Origin of the sequence: Xenophilus azovorans DSM 13620 (assembly GCF_000745855.1) — a bacterium.
GTDB classification, from domain to species: domain Bacteria; phylum Pseudomonadota; class Gammaproteobacteria; order Burkholderiales; family Burkholderiaceae_C; genus Xenophilus; species Xenophilus azovorans.
Genome location: NZ_JQKD01000078.1, coordinates 1 through 15,204, shown reverse-complemented (window position 1 = coordinate 15,204; position 15,204 = coordinate 1). Strand labels below are relative to the sequence as shown.

At 64.2% G+C, this 15,204-nt stretch carries 19 protein-coding genes; 13 read left to right on the top strand and 6 right to left on the bottom strand.

What is annotated here, in order from left to right:
- The 4 genes from Q392_RS24755 to Q392_RS24745 form a co-directional block, all read right to left on the bottom strand.
- Positions 1-273 (bottom strand): transposase (locus Q392_RS24755; protein ID WP_038214294.1); only part of this gene is annotated, 273 nt, incomplete at its 3' end.
- Positions 274-818: 545 nt separating this feature from the next.
- Positions 819-1,232, bottom strand: a complete 414-nt coding sequence (locus Q392_RS24750; RefSeq protein ID WP_038214278.1) for a type II toxin-antitoxin system HicB family antitoxin — start codon at positions 1,230-1,232, stop codon at positions 819-821.
- A gap of 68 nt (positions 1,233-1,300) precedes the next feature.
- A complete protein-coding gene (locus tag Q392_RS32305; RefSeq protein WP_084217388.1) occupies positions 1,301-1,474 on the bottom strand; it encodes a type II toxin-antitoxin system HicA family toxin in 174 nt (57 codons plus the stop codon).
- A gap of 424 nt (positions 1,475-1,898) precedes the next feature.
- A complete protein-coding gene (locus tag Q392_RS24745; RefSeq protein ID WP_084217387.1) occupies positions 1,899-2,828 on the bottom strand; it encodes a helix-turn-helix domain-containing protein in 930 nt (309 codons plus the stop codon).
- Positions 2,829-3,080: 252 nt separating this feature from the next.
- On the opposite strand from Q392_RS24745, the gene Q392_RS31475 reads away from it, so the two are divergent.
- From Q392_RS31475 to Q392_RS31465, 12 genes are all read left to right on the top strand, one after another.
- Positions 3,081-3,758 carry a lytic transglycosylase domain-containing protein gene (locus Q392_RS31475; RefSeq protein WP_051953937.1) on the top strand — a complete coding sequence of 226 codons (678 nt, stop codon included), beginning with the start codon at positions 3,081-3,083 and terminating at the stop codon, positions 3,756-3,758.
- Positions 3,759-3,801: 43 nt separating this feature from the next.
- Positions 3,802-4,182 (top strand): hypothetical protein, encoded by a 381-nt coding sequence (locus Q392_RS33045; protein ID WP_157008233.1) that lies wholly within the window; start codon positions 3,802-3,804, stop codon positions 4,180-4,182.
- A gap of 44 nt (positions 4,183-4,226) precedes the next feature.
- Positions 4,227-4,541, top strand: coding sequence for a hypothetical protein (locus Q392_RS24730; protein WP_038214271.1), 315 nt, complete (start codon positions 4,227-4,229; stop codon positions 4,539-4,541).
- A 13-nt stretch (positions 4,542-4,554) separates the two neighbouring features.
- Complete coding sequence (locus Q392_RS24725; protein WP_038214269.1) at positions 4,555-7,071, top strand: VirB4 family type IV secretion/conjugal transfer ATPase; 2,517 nt, start codon at positions 4,555-4,557, stop codon at positions 7,069-7,071.
- Entirely contained in the window at positions 7,071-7,823 is a 753-nt protein-coding gene (gene virB5 / locus Q392_RS24720) for a P-type DNA transfer protein VirB5 (RefSeq protein ID WP_038214266.1), read from the top strand. The genes Q392_RS24725 and virB5 overlap by 1 nt, the downstream gene beginning before the upstream one ends.
- Before the next feature lie 3 nt (positions 7,824-7,826).
- Positions 7,827-8,093, top strand: a complete 267-nt coding sequence (locus Q392_RS24715) for a hypothetical protein (RefSeq protein WP_038214262.1) — start codon at positions 7,827-7,829, stop codon at positions 8,091-8,093.
- A gap of 14 nt (positions 8,094-8,107) precedes the next feature.
- A complete protein-coding gene (locus tag Q392_RS24710) occupies positions 8,108-9,061 on the top strand; it encodes a TrbL/VirB6 family protein (RefSeq protein WP_038214259.1) in 954 nt (317 codons plus the stop codon).
- Positions 9,062-9,203: 142 nt separating this feature from the next.
- Entirely contained in the window at positions 9,204-10,025 is an 822-nt protein-coding gene (locus tag Q392_RS24705; protein WP_038214256.1) for a VirB8 family type IV secretion system protein, read from the top strand.
- 59 nt (positions 10,026-10,084) lie between these two features.
- Positions 10,085-10,852, top strand: coding sequence for a TrbG/VirB9 family P-type conjugative transfer protein (locus Q392_RS24700; protein ID WP_038214254.1), 768 nt, complete (start codon positions 10,085-10,087; stop codon positions 10,850-10,852).
- Positions 10,853-10,870: 18 nt separating this feature from the next.
- Entirely contained in the window at positions 10,871-12,157 is a 1,287-nt protein-coding gene (locus Q392_RS31470; RefSeq protein WP_051953936.1) for a TrbI/VirB10 family protein, read from the top strand.
- A 2-nt stretch (positions 12,158-12,159) separates the two neighbouring features.
- Entirely contained in the window at positions 12,160-13,233 is a 1,074-nt protein-coding gene (gene virB11, locus Q392_RS24690; RefSeq protein ID WP_051953935.1) for a P-type DNA transfer ATPase VirB11, read from the top strand.
- A gap of 66 nt (positions 13,234-13,299) precedes the next feature.
- Positions 13,300-13,824: a single-stranded DNA-binding protein gene (locus Q392_RS31465; protein WP_051953934.1), complete on the top strand. Its 525-nt coding sequence runs from the start codon at positions 13,300-13,302 to the stop codon at positions 13,822-13,824.
- Between the two features lie 192 nt (positions 13,825-14,016).
- Here Q392_RS31465 and Q392_RS24680 read toward each other — a convergent pair whose 3' ends face one another.
- Together Q392_RS24680 and Q392_RS24675 are read right to left on the bottom strand one after the other, a co-directional pair.
- Positions 14,017-14,424: a type II toxin-antitoxin system VapC family toxin gene (locus Q392_RS24680; protein ID WP_038214252.1), complete on the bottom strand. Its 408-nt coding sequence runs from the start codon at positions 14,422-14,424 to the stop codon at positions 14,017-14,019.
- 17 nt (positions 14,425-14,441) lie between these two features.
- The gene (locus Q392_RS24675; protein WP_245610807.1) at positions 14,442-14,801 is read right to left on the bottom strand and encodes a type II toxin-antitoxin system Phd/YefM family antitoxin; all 360 of its coding nucleotides are present in this window, start codon (positions 14,799-14,801) and stop codon (positions 14,442-14,444) included.
- Between the two features lie 131 nt (positions 14,802-14,932).
- Here Q392_RS24675 and Q392_RS33035 point away from each other — a divergent pair, with 131 nt between their 5' ends.
- Positions 14,933-15,148: a hypothetical protein gene (locus Q392_RS33035; RefSeq protein ID WP_157008227.1), complete on the top strand. Its 216-nt coding sequence runs from the start codon at positions 14,933-14,935 to the stop codon at positions 15,146-15,148.
- Positions 15,149-15,204 lie beyond the last annotated feature (56 nt).

Below are 15,204 nucleotides of genomic sequence, written 5' to 3'. Positions count from 1 at the left end.
CAGCTTGAGGATCTCGTTGGCGCGGCGAAGCTCGCGCACTTCGCGCTCCAGTTCCTTGACGCGCTTGGCCTCGGCCGTGGTCGCGCCTTCGCGCTGGCCCGTGTCACGCTCGTGCTGACGCACCCAGTTCAGCAGCGTCTGCGGCGTGCTGCCGATCTTGCCGGCGATCGATACGACCGCCGCCCATTGCGACGCGTGCTCTCCTTGATGCTCGAACACCATGCGCACCGCACGCTCGCGCACTTCCGGCGAAAACTTCACTGACTTCCTCATGATGGCTCCATCTTCTCAAACGAGGGAGCCTCCGCGAAAGCCGGGGCGGTTCAGGTCGGCCTCTTCGGAGATCGGTGAGTGGTATTCGGTCGCTGCGCTGGTCAGGGCTATGGAACCCATACCACATTGCGGCGGTCGGAGGGAGCTGCAGCGATCGCTGGCGGCCTTCCGCTATGAAGCCTGAATTTCTAACCTCCCCAGCTGGGGGGACATCGAACTGCATAGCTCATCCGCGTGACGGACGACATGAACCGCGATGCCCACCCTTGTTTTCGATCAAGGCCTATCGACACGCGTTGGCGCCAGGGGCTTCGAAGAGCTGCTGATCAGCAGGCGGGGGCTGCGCGTGAATGAAACCTGGACCGCTGATCGGCTGGGATGAGCGCAGAGGAAGCCGCTGCGCGAGGCTTCCGCACTTGATCACTTGTGAAGTGCCGGCTCGCCGAATCTCACGACGGCAGGCCCCGGCGTGTCTTTGCTGCGCCGTAACTACTCGCTGAGGGAGACGCGAAAAGGAAGCGCCCGCAAAGCGCAGGCGCTTCCGATCAAGCGAGGCTGATTTCCAATCGCTTGCCGAGTGCGCCAAGGGCACTCTGGAGAGCGTCAACCTTCGTGGTGTGCCGAAGGTTCGTCAGACGGTTCACGTCCTGCGCACTCGTGTGGAGTTTGCGCGCAAGCTCTGCCGGACGCACCTTCTGCCGCACCATCTCGTTGAGCAGCAGAACCTTTGCGACCAGACTAGCAGGAAGCTCGACGCAATCCTTACCCGCTGCCACCTTTCGAGGCAGGGGCACCTCTCGCCTATCTTCAAAGTAGAAGTCGAGCGCGGTGATCAGCGCGTCCTGTGCCATTTCCAAAGCTTCCGCCTTGGTATCGCCGGCGGTCAATGCCTCCGGGATGTCCGGGAAGGAGGCCATATAGCCCTTCCCATCCTTTCGGACTTCAACTTGATAACGCATGCAACAGACCTCTTCATAAAAACGGGTGATCGAGAAGCATCGGGACGACCCCTTTCGGGGCCTCCCCCTCACAAACCAAGCTGTTTCAAAATCGCCTTCCTGAGACCTTCGCCGAGCTCTTTGGCTGGGTGTCGAGGCAGCGTCGTTTGCTTCCCGTTCAGATAGACCTTCAAGTGCTTCTTGCCACTCTCAAAGGTTGCGCCCTGTTCGGCGAGCCATCGCTTGAACTCGCTCTGCTTCACGGATCCTCCGCGTGGTGAACATGGTGTAGATTATAAACAAAAATGCTAATGCGTCAACATTTTTGTTTATGACGACGATGAGGAAGGCCCGTTTGAAGCAGGCTGGTGAGGAAGGATGTAGTTGGTCGAAAACGCGCAGCGCATCCGATGCATTCGATAGTACGGATCGCAGCACCTACCTTCTTGCAATCACGGTTACCGGGGCCTTGCCTGTGCGATCGTCTTGCAGCGGCCGGAGATCCTCGGCTGCAATCACCGCGACTTCATCGCGTCCGTGCGCGCGCCTCACCAGTTCGTTGACCCGCGATTTGGCGTTCTGAAGCGATCAACGGTCAGGAAGGAGGGCCGGACGCTTGGAAGATTGTCGATTTGACGGTGGCAGGCCATTGATGTCGACCACCTATCGCATTCGCGAGCGTTCCTGTCAAGCGGGCAGAGGGAGCGCTGGGGCGTGCGTCGCGTCACCCAGGCCATCGATCTGCAGCGAGGAAAGCAGGAAGGGCCCTTGCACGGGCTTTTCCACTAGCTGCGCTCTGAAGCGGCCGGCCGCGGCGCCGACCTCTGCGGGATCGGCTGTTCCGGCGCGCGTTTTCCCCGTCAGCAACACCAGGGCACTGCGACGTGGCTGGTCCCGCACCGCCGCCAGCAGCGGCACCGCGTTCTGGTTGCCCGGCAGCAGCCAGTCGATCACGTAGCCATCGAACAAGCCCTTGGGAATGTCGCGGGCGAGATCCTCGGCCTTGAAGTAGGGCACGGCATCGATGCCGTCCGAACGCAGGATGCCGCACACCGATTCGGTGACGTCGCGCTCGTCGTCCAGCACCGCGACGCGCGGCACGGACGCGCTGGCATCCGTGATTTCCAACCGGGCCACGGGCCAGCACGCTTGGCCCACCGCTGCGGCATAGGGCACCACCACATAGGAGCCGGCGGCCTCCATTGCGACCAGGGCGCTGGCGGGGCTGGCCTGGGCGTCCTTGTCGAGCCAGACACGGCAGCCGATCTGCATCGTGCCCACCTTGAGCACGGCGGGCGAGCCTGAGGCGCTCCCCCCGATCGCACCCAGCACCTGAGCGAGGGGCTCGCCGAACCGATCGGCCAACGCCTGGAACTCGTCCAGCGTCCAGGCCGAACTCTTGTTCACTCGCAGGTAGGAAGCGGCGCGCGACAGCCCAAAGAACTCTCCAACGAAAGAGGAATGCCGGTGCCGGGGGATGCCATGGCGCTCCAACAGGGCTCGTACCAACTGGGCTGCGTTGGCGCCGCGAGGCCCCTGCTGCGACAAATCGGCCGAGGCGACTGGCTCGGCGGATTCAGGCTCATCGGAGGGGGTGGCGGGGGGCGCAGATTTCATCCGGGCTGGTTGTCTCTGTTTGTAAGACTGATTGCGCTAGACAGGGTCATCGCGCAGAGTCTTGTTTAATTAAGCGAAATTTGTGATCAAGATCGAAGAAGCGGATCAATTCTCGGCGCGAAGAGGCTCCTTTGTGCAGTCTTTGGTAGTATTGTCTCTCGAAACGAGAAATAATGGAACCGGGCGGAAAAGGCTTACAGCTATGCTCCGGGGCCAGATTGTCCAATTCGGCGAGACATCAAAGGAATGTCAATGGTACTGACTGCTGCGCTGCTGGATCAATGCGCGCCGCAGGTTTCGCCGGTGCTGATGCACGCGTTGGTGCGCGCCGAGTCGGGCGGCCGGCCGCTGGCCATCGGCATGGACCGGTCTCACGGCGCGGTCAGGCAGCCCGAGACACTGCAGGAGGCGATGGCCACCGCCAAGGCCCTGGTCGCTGCCGGCCGCAAGTTCTCGGTGGGCCTGGCGCAGATCCATGTGAGCAACGTGTCTCTGTACCGCCTGACCTGGGAACAGGCCTTCGATGCCTGCCAGAACCTCCAGGTGGGCCAGAAGATCCTCTGGAACTTCTTTCATCGCGCCACAGCGTCAGGCTACTCCGGCGTGGCGGCCGTCTGGGCGGCGCTGCGAGGCTACAACTCGGGCGGCGTGCACCGCGCGATCAGCGACGACTATGCAAGCCGGGTCTTCGCGTACATGAGCAGCGCGCCGCCCCAGGTGCAACTCGGCCGCGGCGTCGTGCCGGACGCCGCGGGCGCCCTCCAGCCCAACCCGCCATCGGAGGCGCCAGCCATCGCCGCGGCCGCCGGATCACCGGCTCGCAAACTGGACGTCGCCTCTCTCGCTCCGCCGCTCATCCCGCCCGATACACGCAGACCCGGAGAGTCCCTCGACATCTTCGAGAAGCCTGGCGCTCAGGCCGGCTTCTAACCCGTAGCCCGTTTTCCTTCGATCACTTCGTCAGGAGGTATCCATGTCCAACAAGCGCATTGCGTCCCCCATCGATCCATTGCGTGTCCAGCGTGCAGTGACCTGTGTCGTTCTGGGCAGCCGCGTCGCCGCCGTCGCGCTCGTCGTTGCCGGCGCGGCCAGCCCGGCCCTTGCGCAGACCCTCAGGCAGACAGGGGTGAACTTCTTCAACGTGATCTACGGCATCGTTGGCGTCGTGGGCGCGATCATGGGCCTGCTCACCCTCTTGAACTGGACCACCGGCAACTGGCTCGGCCGCGAGGATCCCAAGCGCACTTTCATGCAGGTGCTGTTTGCCACGGGACTGGCCTTCGCCATTGTGGCCATCATCCAGTTCATCAAGGAGACCGTGGGAAGTTCATCCTCCGGCATCTCCAACCTGTGAGCCGCGATATGTCGGATGAGTCGACCCGCGACGAAGAGCCAGCCTTGGAGCGCGCCGTGATCTACCGCGGCACGCAGGCACCCGTGCTTCAGGCCTACGTGCCGCTGCCCATCTTTGGAACGGAATGCATGCTCCTGCTGCTGTGCATGCGCCTCTTTGCCTTCTGGGCGCTGCTCCTACTGCCATTGCATCTGCTGCTGGTGCTCAAGACCAACGAGAACCCGTACTGGGTGCGTGACCTGGTGGCCGACTATCGCTTCCGGTGGTTCGCCGACAACAGGAATACCCACGGCCGCGGTGTCGTGAGCTTCAGCCCGCACCTCGCGCGCGCAGGACTCGATCGTGACCTGATGCATTGACGGAAAGGTCCCCATGTCCGCCCTTCCCAAGCTTCAGGCCGAGCGCAGCGTCGCCAGCTGCCTGCCGTACTCGCAGCAGATCGACGAGCACACCGTCATCACCTACGAGGGCGATCTCACCGAGACGATCTCGGTGCACGGACTTTCCTACGAGACCATCGGCCACAAGGAGCTCGACAGCCTGAACCAGCAATGGTTCTCGGCGATCAACAACGTGGCGCGCAGCCCGAACGTGGCGCTGTGGACGCACCTGGAGCGCCGGCGCGTGCGCTTCGACTTCTCGGGCGTCGAATACGACAACGCCCTGTCCACCGAGTTCGCGCGGCAGTACGCCACGAAGTTCGGTGGCGAGGCGCAGTTCACCAATCGGCTCTTCCTCTCGCCTGTGTACCGCCTGGCCGGCAACAAGGCGGACCAGATGAGCATCCGCCTGTCCAGCCGCACCAGCGAGGGCATGGCCGAGCTGCGCCTGCGGGCGCGCGACGAGCTGGCCAAGATCTCCGCACAGCTGATGGCCAGCCTCAAGCGCTACCACCCGCGGCGCCTGGGCACCTACTGGCAGGGCGGGCAGCTGTGTTCGCGCACCGCCGGCTTCTATGGGCGCCTGCTCAACAACACCGAGCGCCATATCAACCTCGGCGCCTACGAGTTGAGCCATGGTCTGCAGTCGGCGGCCCTGAACTTCGGGACCGAGACCGTGGAAATCCAGGGTCCGGCGGGATCGCGCTTTGCCGCCGTGCTCTCCCTCGTGGCGCCCTACCGCGCTGAGCAGCTCGATGCCAAGGTCTTCGAGGGGCTGCTCTCGGCACCTTTCGAGTTCGTGCTGAGCCAGTCCGTGACCGTGATGGCCTTCGACAAGGCCGATGCGCTGCTGCGCACCCAGTACAACAAGATCAAGTCCACCAGTGACAACGCGCAGCAGATGGAGGAGGTGGCCGCTGCCCGAACCCAGTTGCAGGCCGGCAGGTTCTCCATGTTCGAGCATGAGCTGGTGCTGATCGTCTATGGCGACACGATCAAGGAACTGAACCAGCATGTCAACGCGGCCGTGACGCTCCTGGACCAGAAGAGCATGAACACCTCGCGCGAGCGGGGAGGTGCGCTCATCTGCACCTACTTCAGCGCACTGCCGGCCAACTTCAGGTACGGCCGCATCCGCGCGATGCCCATCAGCAGCAAGAACTTCTCCAAATTCTTCCCGATGCACAACCACCTGTTGGGCAACAGCCAGGGCAGCCAGTGGGGAGCGCCCATCGCGCTGCTCAAGACAGCGGCCGGCGGGCCCTACTTCTTCAACTACCACGTCAGCCGCAACCGGCTGCTGGAGCAGGGCATTCGGCTGGACTACGACGACGAGCCGGCAGGCGGCGTCGCCGGCAACGAGGAAGAAGCGGCGGCCGCGGCCAATGATGCGGCTGACAGGCCCCGGACGCACCGCAAGGAACTGGGCAACTACAAGATCGTCGGCCGCTCGGGCGCTGGCAAGACGGTCGTCAAACTGGCCCTGCGGCTGCTGGCGCGCAAGCGTGCGCTGGCCAACGGACGTCGCCTGAAGATCTTCAGCTTCGACAAGGACTACGGCGAGGAGATCTGTGTTCGCGCCATGGGCGGGCGGTACTTCCGCATCGCAGGCGGCGAGCCCACCGGCATGAACCCGTTTTCCCTGCCGCCCACGCCTGAGAACCTGTCGCTGATCCTGAGCATCCTGTCCTGGAACGTGCAGTTCGATGGCAAGTACGCCATGACGCACAAGGACGAAGAGGACCTGCTGGGTGCCATCAGGCAGGTCTATCAGCTGGAGCCGACCTACCGACGCTACGCGCGCGTGCGCGACTCGCTGCCGACGCACAAGGAGAACAGCCTGTACCACGCCTTGGGCCGCTGGTGCGATGGTGGCGCGTTTGCCTGGGTGCTGGACAACGACGTGGATCGCTTCGATCTGACCGGTGCCGACACCTTCGGCTTCGACATGACGTATTTCCTGGACATCGAGGAGGCGCGCACGCCGATCCTGCGTTACCTGATCCACAAGATAGGCCAGCAAGCCGCCGGCGCGCCCCACATCATCGACATCGCCGAGGCGTGGAAGGCCCTGAAGGATCCCTCGATGCAGGTCTTCATCGAGAACAAGGGCCGCACCGTGCGCAAGGAGGACGGGATCATGGGATTGGATACCCAGGAGCCGGGCGACATCAGCAAGTCCCCGCTGGGCAGTACGCTGCTGTCGCAATTCCCCACCCAGATCATCCTGCCCAACGGGCAGGCGGAGAAGGACGACTACATCGAAGGCCTGAAGCTCACCCCGCGCGAATTCCACTTGGTGAAGAACACCGAGGAGAACGCCGGCAAGTTCCTCCTGAAGAAGGGCGCCGAGTCGGTGATGGTGAACATGGACCTGAGCGGCATGGACGACATGCTTTCCGTGCTCTCGGCGAGCCTGGACAACGTCGAGGTCATGCACGCCGCGATCGAGGAGGTGGGCGAGGACCCTGCCGACTGGATGCCCCTGTTTCTCAAAAGGAGAGTGTGATGAATCAGATGATCCATCGGATGCTGTGCAACTCGCTGCCGCCGCGGTGCCGTGCGGTCGCGGTCGCCTGGGCCCTTGGCCTGAGCCTGTCGGGCGGCGCGTCCGCGCAGTGGGCCGTGGCGGTGGTGGCGGATGCGCCCGCCACGATGAACCACGTCGAGACCATTCTCAAATGGACCGAGCAGCTCAAGTCCATGAAGGAGCAGCTCGACCAGATGAAGGACGTCTACAACACCCTGCAGGGATCGCGCAACCTGGGCAACATTCTGACCAACGACCTGATCAACCAATACCTGCCGCAGGACTATGTCGGCGCGGCCAATGCGCTCAGGAGCGGGGGCGGGTCATTTGCGGGCATCTCCGGGTCCCTGTCGGACATCGTACGGGCCAACCAGCTTCGAAGCTGTGCCGAACTGAACGCTGACGCCACATTGCGCAGGAGCTGCAACGAGCAGTGGCAGCAGCTGGCCCTTCAAAAGCAGATCGGCGACATGGGTTACCGAAAGGCGGCAGAGAACATCCGCAACCTGCAGATGTTCGTGCAGTCGATCAACGCCTCCAGCGATGTGAAGGCCGTGGGCGAGGTGCAGGCGCGCATCCAGGTGGAGACGGTGCGCATGCAGAACGAGCAGATCAAGCTCTCCACCATCCAGGCCATGCAGGAGGCGGACCGGCGGCTCCAGCAGCAAAGCGCAATCGACAACTTCAATGCGGGCATGGCACGCGGTTCGGCCGGCGGCATCAGGTTCTAGGCGATGAAGCACTACCTGTATACGCTTTGCGCGTCCGCTCTTTCGGCCGCGGTCCTGGTGGTGGGCTGCAACAAACAGGAGCGCGTCGAAGCGCCTCGGTTCGACCCGGAGTACATCGCCGCGGAGGCGGACAAGGGAAATCTGGGACCGCTCACCGAGGTCAATGAAGCCTGCTCTGCCGAAGTGAAGAAGAACGGACGGCGGCTGGCCGCGTGTGCCGCCCAGGATCAGGTCCGTGATCTTCGCAAGCCCGTCAACATTCGGTTCTAGAAGGGAATCGTGCGGTGGCGGACACCATCATCGGTGACATCTACAACAACTTTGAGCAGGCCCTCAACGGCTTCTACGAAGGCGCCGCCGCGGGGATTTCTGGCTATGTCATCCCCATTGCGTGGGTGCTTCTGGGTGTCTGCATGCTGATCTGGTGCTACCTCGTCATGGAAGGCAAGGTGGCAATGCCGATCTCGGATTGGCTGCTGAAGTTCATCGGCTTCATGGTGGTCCTTCACATCATGGGCCATGGCTATCTATCGTGGGTTGCCAAACCGATCTTCGAGCTTCCCTCGGAACTGACCACGGCCATGAGCCGGACAAGTTCAAGTTCACCCGATCTGCTGGGGCAGGTGAACGAGAAGATGGTCAATCTCGTGTCCGCCATGTTCACGGCAGGGACCAAGCTGCTGAGCGATCTGGCGATCGGGCCTGCAGTAGCAATGTTCCTGGTGGGCGCCATGACAGCGGCAGCGGCCTACCTGATGCTTGGATGGGCACTGTTTTGCATCATCTATGCGAAGGTGGGTCTGAGCATGGTGTTGGCTGTCGGTCCCTTTTTCATTCTCGCGTTGGTGCTACCCCAGACGCGAAGCTACTTCTACACGTGGCTCAATACCGCGCTGTACTTTGTGTTCTTCCATGTGCTATCGGCGCTCTTCATCTTCATGTTCATTGGGATCGCCAACTCCTATGTGAACAAGCTGAACTCGCAACTGGGCGCCTCGAGTGGAGGCGGAGGCGTCATGAGCATGGTGGCCAACCTGATTGGTGTCGGTGGGGCGGGTCTCAACGTGGTGGCGCTGTGCTTGCCGCTCATCCTCATCTCTTTGACCATGTTCTTCCTGTTCCTTCAGATTCCTGTGATCGCTTCATCGTTGACGGCGGGAAGTGGCGGTTCGTTTGGCGCCGGCCTGACCAGCGCAGTGCACTTTCGTTCCATGCTGAGCCGCATTCGCTCGAAGTAGGGGTTCGCGTGCGCACTCTGCTCGGCCTCGCAGTCATGTTGGCAATTTTTCTGGCCGGCTGCGGCGCACCCAAGCCGCCCGGATGGCCCTCGGGCGAGGAGCGGCCGATCAATCCCCAACGGCAGCCGCCGAAGGTCCCGCGGTGACGGACAAGGAGGCCTACTTCGCGCAGGCGCTGAACTGGGACACGCAGCAGCGTTTGGCCCTGGAGCGCCGTGCCTCGCGCAGCGTCAGGATCGCCTGGGCCTGCGGGATCCTGTGCGGCCTGTGTGTCCTGAGCGTCACCCTCCTGCTGCCGCTCAAGCAGATCGTGCCGGCCGTGATTCGCGTGGACAACGCCACCGGCGCCTACGATGTCCTGGCACCCGGGGAGACCGTGCAGCTGGGCCGCCAGCGTGACCAGAAGATCGTCCTGTCGGACGTCGCCCGCTACGTCCTGGCCCGGGAGGGCTTCACCCGGGGCGAGGCCGAATCCAACTACAAGACCGCCTATCTCATGTCCTGCGGGCCGGTGCGCGCCGACTGGGAGAACTACTTCAATCCTGAGGTCAACCCGCAGTCCCCCGTCAAGACCATGACGCCCACGGACTCGGAGCGGGTGGAGATCCAGAGCATCACCTTCCTGCCGACCGACCAGGATGACCTGCGCGTGGCGCAGGTGCGCTTCGACAAGACGGTCACTCGCGGCGTCTCGCCGCCGGTGCGCACGCGCTACATCGCCACGCTCACCATCCGCTATGACCAGGGCAACATCCCCTCCCAGCTCAAGGACCTGTACATCAACGCCTTCGGCTTCTGCGCGCTGAACTACCGCCGCGACCAGGAGGGGGTGCCTCAGGTGCTCGGCAACTCTGGAGGTCAGTCGCCCGCGCCGGGTGCCGGGCCGGCAGGTGGATCGGGCGCCGCGGCTGCGCCCGGCGTGACGCCGGCCAACATCGGCATGGGTGCCGGAGCCATTCGATGACGCTTCCCGCGAAGTCGGAGTTTGTTGGCCTTCTCGCGGGGCTTCTATGGATCGGGCTTGTGCACGCGGAGGTCGGCACCACCCCCTCGGCCAGCGACACCCGCATCCAGACCGTGCGCTACACCGGCGACAACGTGATCCGCATCGCCACCGCCGAGGGCGTCGTCACCACCATCGAGTTCGGCAGGAAGGAAGAGATCAAGGACTTCGCCATGGGCGACCGCGATGCGTGGCACGCGGCCATCAATGGCAACCTCTTCGTGCTCAAGCCCAAGGATGTGAAGGCGGACACGAACCTGACCATCTTCACCAACAGGCGCTCGTACCTCTTCCAGCTGCGCACCACCTCGCGAACGGCAAGGAACGTGGCGTACTGGGTGCGGCTGCAGTATCCGGAGCAGGAAGCTGGCACGCCCGAGGCGATCGCGCTGGCCCGGCAGGAGGCCGAGCGGCGCCAGATGAAGGACAACCTCGAGTCGTCATCGCACGAGGGCACCCTCAACCACGACTACTGGATCGTGGGCCCGCAGGAACTGCAGCCGCTGGCGATGCACGACAACGGCCGTCAGACCTTCATGCTCTTCAGCGCGGCGAACCCGCTGCCGGCGGCCTTCGTCATCGAGCCGGACGGTACCGAGAGCCTGGTGGACTATCACGTCGAGGGCGACACCATGGTGCTGCACCGCGTCGTGCAGCGCATTCTGCTGCGCCGCGGCGACCTGGTGGCGGGCATCACCAACCGATCGCCGGTCCTGCCGATCCAGTCTTCGCCCACCGGCACGGCCAGCGGCAAGGTCGAGCGGGCGGTGCGCGAGCCGCTGCGCTGAGGTGAACGAGGAACGCTCATGATCGAGATGAAGCAGGAAGCGCCGATTGCCGAGGTCGAGCGCGAAGGCCTGGTGGAGCGCCGGCGCGCCGCCGCGCCCGGGCAGAAGCTCATCCTGGCCGCCACGGCGATGATCGCGGCGCTGCTGATCCTCTTCGGTATTGCGAGCCGCAACAACTACTTCGGTCTTTTCGGCGCGGGAACTCCCTCCAAGCCCAAGGAGGAGGCCGATGCGCGCCCGCTGGCGGCGCCGGAAGTCAAGGTGCCCCTGGCGCTCGGTCCCCCGCCGCAGGCGCCGAGCTACGTGGAGTGTCCGGGCGGCCTGCGCCTGCCCATCGGGCTGAACTGCCCGGAGCAGGCTCCCAAGCAGGAAGCCGTCCAGGCAGCCCCGTCGGGGCAGTCGGAAGCGGATCGCATTCGCGAGCGCCGGCGCAAGAGCGGCATTGCGCTGAGCGCTGCCGCGCCGGTGTCTGCTGTTGCTGGCGCGCCCGGGTCGCCTGGCGCAACTGCCGCGGGTGCCCCGGGCCTGCCTGGTGCATCGACGTCCACGGGAAGGAACAACGCACTGGGCAATGCCCTGTCGGCCACATTCACGCCAAGCGTGAGCGCCGGCATCATCCGCAACCCGTCGATGACGCTGGCCAAGGGGACGCTGCCGGACTGCACCCTGCTGACAGCCATCCTCACCGACCAGCCTGGGTTTCTCAAGTGCATCCTGAGCGCTCCCGTCCTGTCGATGGACGGCAAGGTGGTCCTGATGGAAGCCGGCACGGCGATGGAAGGCGAGTACGCGCAAGGCGTGCAGTCCGGGCAGAAAGCCATCTTCACACTCTGGACGCGCGCCGTGACGCCCCACTTCGTGACGGTGCAGCTCAATTCGCCCGGGACCGACGCCCTGGGCCGCGCCGGGACCTCGGGCTACGTCGACAACAAGTGGTTCGACCGCTTCGCCGGTGCCATCTTCTTCTCGCTGCTGGAGGACGCCAAGGACATCTACATCGCCCGCGACGACGCCCGGGCATCGGCGCGTGCCTCGGCCAATGGCGGCGACACCTACAACATCGGCACCCAGGGCCTGTACTCGCAGATGAACAACACCGACAGCACGACCAAGGCCATCGTCGAGGAGATGCTCACCCAGGGACGGCAACTGCGCCCGAGCCTGTACAAGAACCAGGGCGAGATCATCAAGATCTTCGTGGCGCGGGACGTGGATTTCTCGACCGTCTATGAGTTGCGGCCAGCCGCCGCGCAGATGTATCCCGCGCGTGTTGGCGCTGCGGGCCTCGCGGGCGAGGGCGGCTAGGCATGGGCAGCTCGGACAAGTACGTTTCCATCCTTGCGCACCTGCGCGCGCTGGAGGCTTGGATGGCGGACCCCGAGGTCAACGAGATCGCCGTCAATGCGCCCGGCGTGGTGCAACTGTGGAAGCGCGGCGTCTGGGAGCAGGTGCAGGCGCCTGCCATCGGCTTCGAGTACCTGCAGGCACTGGGCAACTTTCTCGCCAATCTCTCACAAAAGCCCTTCGACGAGGGCGACCCGATCCTCTCAGCCTACCTGCCCGGCGGCGAACGCATCGAGATGACCATGCCGCCGACGGCGCCGCGCGGCATGATCTACCTCAACCTGCGCAAGCACACGAGCCAGTCCTTCGAGCTGGGCCAGTTCGTCGAGCAGGGATATTTCCGGCACACGCGGCATGCCTTCTGTGCTTCTCTCGGCGAGCGGGGCCGGCAGGTGCTGGGCGAGCAACTGGAGCCGGCGCAGCTCAAGCTGTGGGATCTGGCGCGCGCCGGCGACTGGCCCGCCTTCCTGGCGCAGGCGGTGGCGTCCCGCCAGAACTTGATCGTCTCCGGTGCGACCGGCAGCGGCAAGACCTCCTTCATCCGAGCCCTGATCGAGATGATCCCGGCCTGGGAGCGCCTCATCACGGTGGAGGACACCCCGGAGATGCCGCTGCGCAATCACCCGAACTCGCAGGCGCTCTTCTATCGGCGCGACGCGCACGGGGGCGGCGAGCGTGTCGTCGGCGCCACGGCCAAGCAGGTGCTGCAGGCCGTGATGCGCAAGACGCCCAATCGTGTGCTCCTGGCCGAACTGCGCGGCGACGAGACCTTCTACTACGTGCAGAACGTGCTGAACTCGGGCCACCCGGGCGGCATCACCACGGTGCACGCGAACTCTCCGCAGGAGGCCTTCGTGCGGGTGGCGCTGCTCATCAAGGCCTCGGAGGAGGGGCGCAGCCTCGCGCTGGACGAAATCCTGCGGCTGCTGCACACGCTCGTGCACGTGGTGGTCCAGCTGGTCTTCGACCGGGAGCGCGGCCGGCACGTGCCGGCCATCTACTACGACCCGATGTATGCGCTGTCGGTCGTCAGGTAGCGGAGGGATTCAGCGCAGTCCACGGCCCCGGCGGATTGCCGCGGCCGAACCAAGGAAGGATGGGTTATGAACAGGATCCAGTTGATCGGCCGGCTCGGCCGAGATCCCGAGGGAGCACAGGGCGGCAAGGGGGCCTATGCGAGTTTCAGCGTGGCGACCCACGAACACTGGACGGACCGTGCCACCGGCGAACGGCGCGAGCACACCGAATGGCATGACGTGGTCTGCTATGACCGGCTGGCCGAGATCGCCCTGGCGCACCTGGCCAAGGGCAGCGAGGTGTATGTGGAAGGGCGTCAGCGCTCGACGCAGTGGACCGATAAGGAGGGCCGGGAGCAGCGCAATGTCGAGGTGCGTGTGGATGAGTTGAAGATGCTGCGCCGCGCACCGCGGGCGGAGCCGGCGGCTGCTGTCGCCAAGGGGCTCGCGTCCGTGGAGACGCTGCTGCGGGACATGGCGGGGGGCAAGCGCAAGGAGGTGGAACTCCTGGATGTGGCCAGCATGGTCGGCGCCCTGCGCGCCAGCCTGGCGGGTGACGACGCCAAGGGTCGGATCGATGGCCGTGAACCAGCGCAGGCTGCAGTCTGCTGAGACGACGGTGGTGGCCCGGCCACTGTCAGGTGCGGCAGTCAGCGTCGACGCGCAGCAGGTGACGCCGTACACGCGCGGCAAGATGGCCAGCCGCAGTGTGTCGGCACAGATGCGCAGGGATGGCCGGACGGTTGTCGACGCGGAGCCGGCAGTACGGCAAGGAGCGATGCGGCGGTGATGTGCCGCGCCAAGTTAACGGAACTCGAACGGATTGAACAACGGCACGTCGAACTGCCTGAAGTCGGCGATGTTTCGTGTGGCGACGGTGAGGCGATGGCGCATGGCAGTCGCAGCGATCATGGCATCCTCGTACAGCGTGTTCGAACGTCGATGCATCAGCCGGGCCCAGGTGCGAAATGTCTGCGCGTCCATCGACAGCAATTGATAGGACCCGGCCAGTCGATCGGCCCAGCGCTCGATGTCGTCGGCTTTGACCGCGTCCTGCTCCCGTGTCATCTCGATGCCGGCCTGGATCTCACCCAGCGTGACAGCCGAGATACGCAGATCCGCGTCGGGAATCGATTGAAGCCAGGCCAGAACCCCTCCGTGCGGCTTGGGGCGACGTAGTTCGGAAACGACGTTGGTGTCCAGGAGATACATGTGAATCGTTCGCGCCCTTAACTCAGCGCTTGCACCGGTCGACGGCGGGCGCGCCCACGCCGACGCTCAGGCGTCAACTGGTCGATCCGCGCTTCCGGTGCCAACAGGAGGTCCTTGAGGCCGGGCTGGGCGGCCTGCTGCATCTGCTTCCACTGCGCCGCCGGCACCAGGACCGCTGCTTCGGCTCCGCGGCGCGTGACCATTTGCGGCCCTTCCGAGAGGCAGGCATCCAGAAATTCGCTGAATCGGGCCTTGGCATCCTGAACAGGCCAAACATGCATGATGCTCTCCATATGACTGGTCAGATAACTAGTCATTTTATGCCGGGATGCCCGCAGATGCTGCCCCGCTACCCGAAAGTCGTAGTTGGAGGCCACCGACTGGCAGCGCCGAATGCCTGCATACTAAATATTTGCTGTACAGCAGATCATCGGAAGAGCTCAAAACATTTGGCTGGATGGAACATTTGCTGATCAACAAAATATTGAGGAAATGCTAATATTTAGTGATGCAGGCCGCGCCCGCTTCGCAACACCCCAACCCGCTGGATCATGCCCTGGTGGAGCACTTCACCCGCGCTCTCCAGGGGGCCGGGGTCGAACTCGCACCGGAGCGCGAGTACGAAGTGGAATACGAAGCGCTGGACGGTCCGCAGCGCGTGGACGCTATCGTCCGCCTGAAGGATGTGAACCGCCCCGGCTTTCGCGGAGGCCGGTTGGCTTGAGTCAGGCCGTGCTGTCCTGCTGCTCAAGATTGCGATAGTAGTTGGCCTCGAACTCG

Bases quoted from the DNA above. Each gene is read 5' to 3' on its own strand.
- Q392_RS24745 (WP_084217387.1), bottom strand. From the start codon at position 2,828: ATGAAATCTGCGCCCCCCGCCACCCCCTCCGATGAGCCTGAATCCGCC.
- Q392_RS31470 (WP_051953936.1), top strand. From the start codon at position 10,871: ATGATCGAGATGAAGCAGGAAGCGCCGATTGCCGAGGTCGAGCGCGAA.
- Q392_RS24715 (WP_038214262.1), top strand. From the start codon at position 7,827: ATGAAGCACTACCTGTATACGCTTTGCGCGTCCGCTCTTTCGGCCGCG.
- Q392_RS31465 (WP_051953934.1), top strand. From the start codon at position 13,300: ATGAACAGGATCCAGTTGATCGGCCGGCTCGGCCGAGATCCCGAGGGA.
- Q392_RS24680 (WP_038214252.1), bottom strand. From the start codon at position 14,424: ATGTATCTCCTGGACACCAACGTCGTTTCCGAACTACGTCGCCCCAAG.
- virB11 (WP_051953935.1), top strand. From the start codon at position 12,160: ATGGGCAGCTCGGACAAGTACGTTTCCATCCTTGCGCACCTGCGCGCG.
- Q392_RS24750 (WP_038214278.1), bottom strand. From the start codon at position 1,232: ATGCGTTATCAAGTTGAAGTCCGAAAGGATGGGAAGGGCTATATGGCC.
- virB5 (WP_038214266.1), top strand. From the start codon at position 7,071: ATGAATCAGATGATCCATCGGATGCTGTGCAACTCGCTGCCGCCGCGG.
- Q392_RS33035 (WP_157008227.1), top strand. From the start codon at position 14,933: ATGCAGGCCGCGCCCGCTTCGCAACACCCCAACCCGCTGGATCATGCC.
- Q392_RS33045 (WP_157008233.1), top strand. From the start codon at position 3,802: ATGTCCAACAAGCGCATTGCGTCCCCCATCGATCCATTGCGTGTCCAG.
- Q392_RS24725 (WP_038214269.1), top strand. From the start codon at position 4,555: ATGTCCGCCCTTCCCAAGCTTCAGGCCGAGCGCAGCGTCGCCAGCTGC.
- Q392_RS31475 (WP_051953937.1), top strand. From the start codon at position 3,081: ATGGTACTGACTGCTGCGCTGCTGGATCAATGCGCGCCGCAGGTTTCG.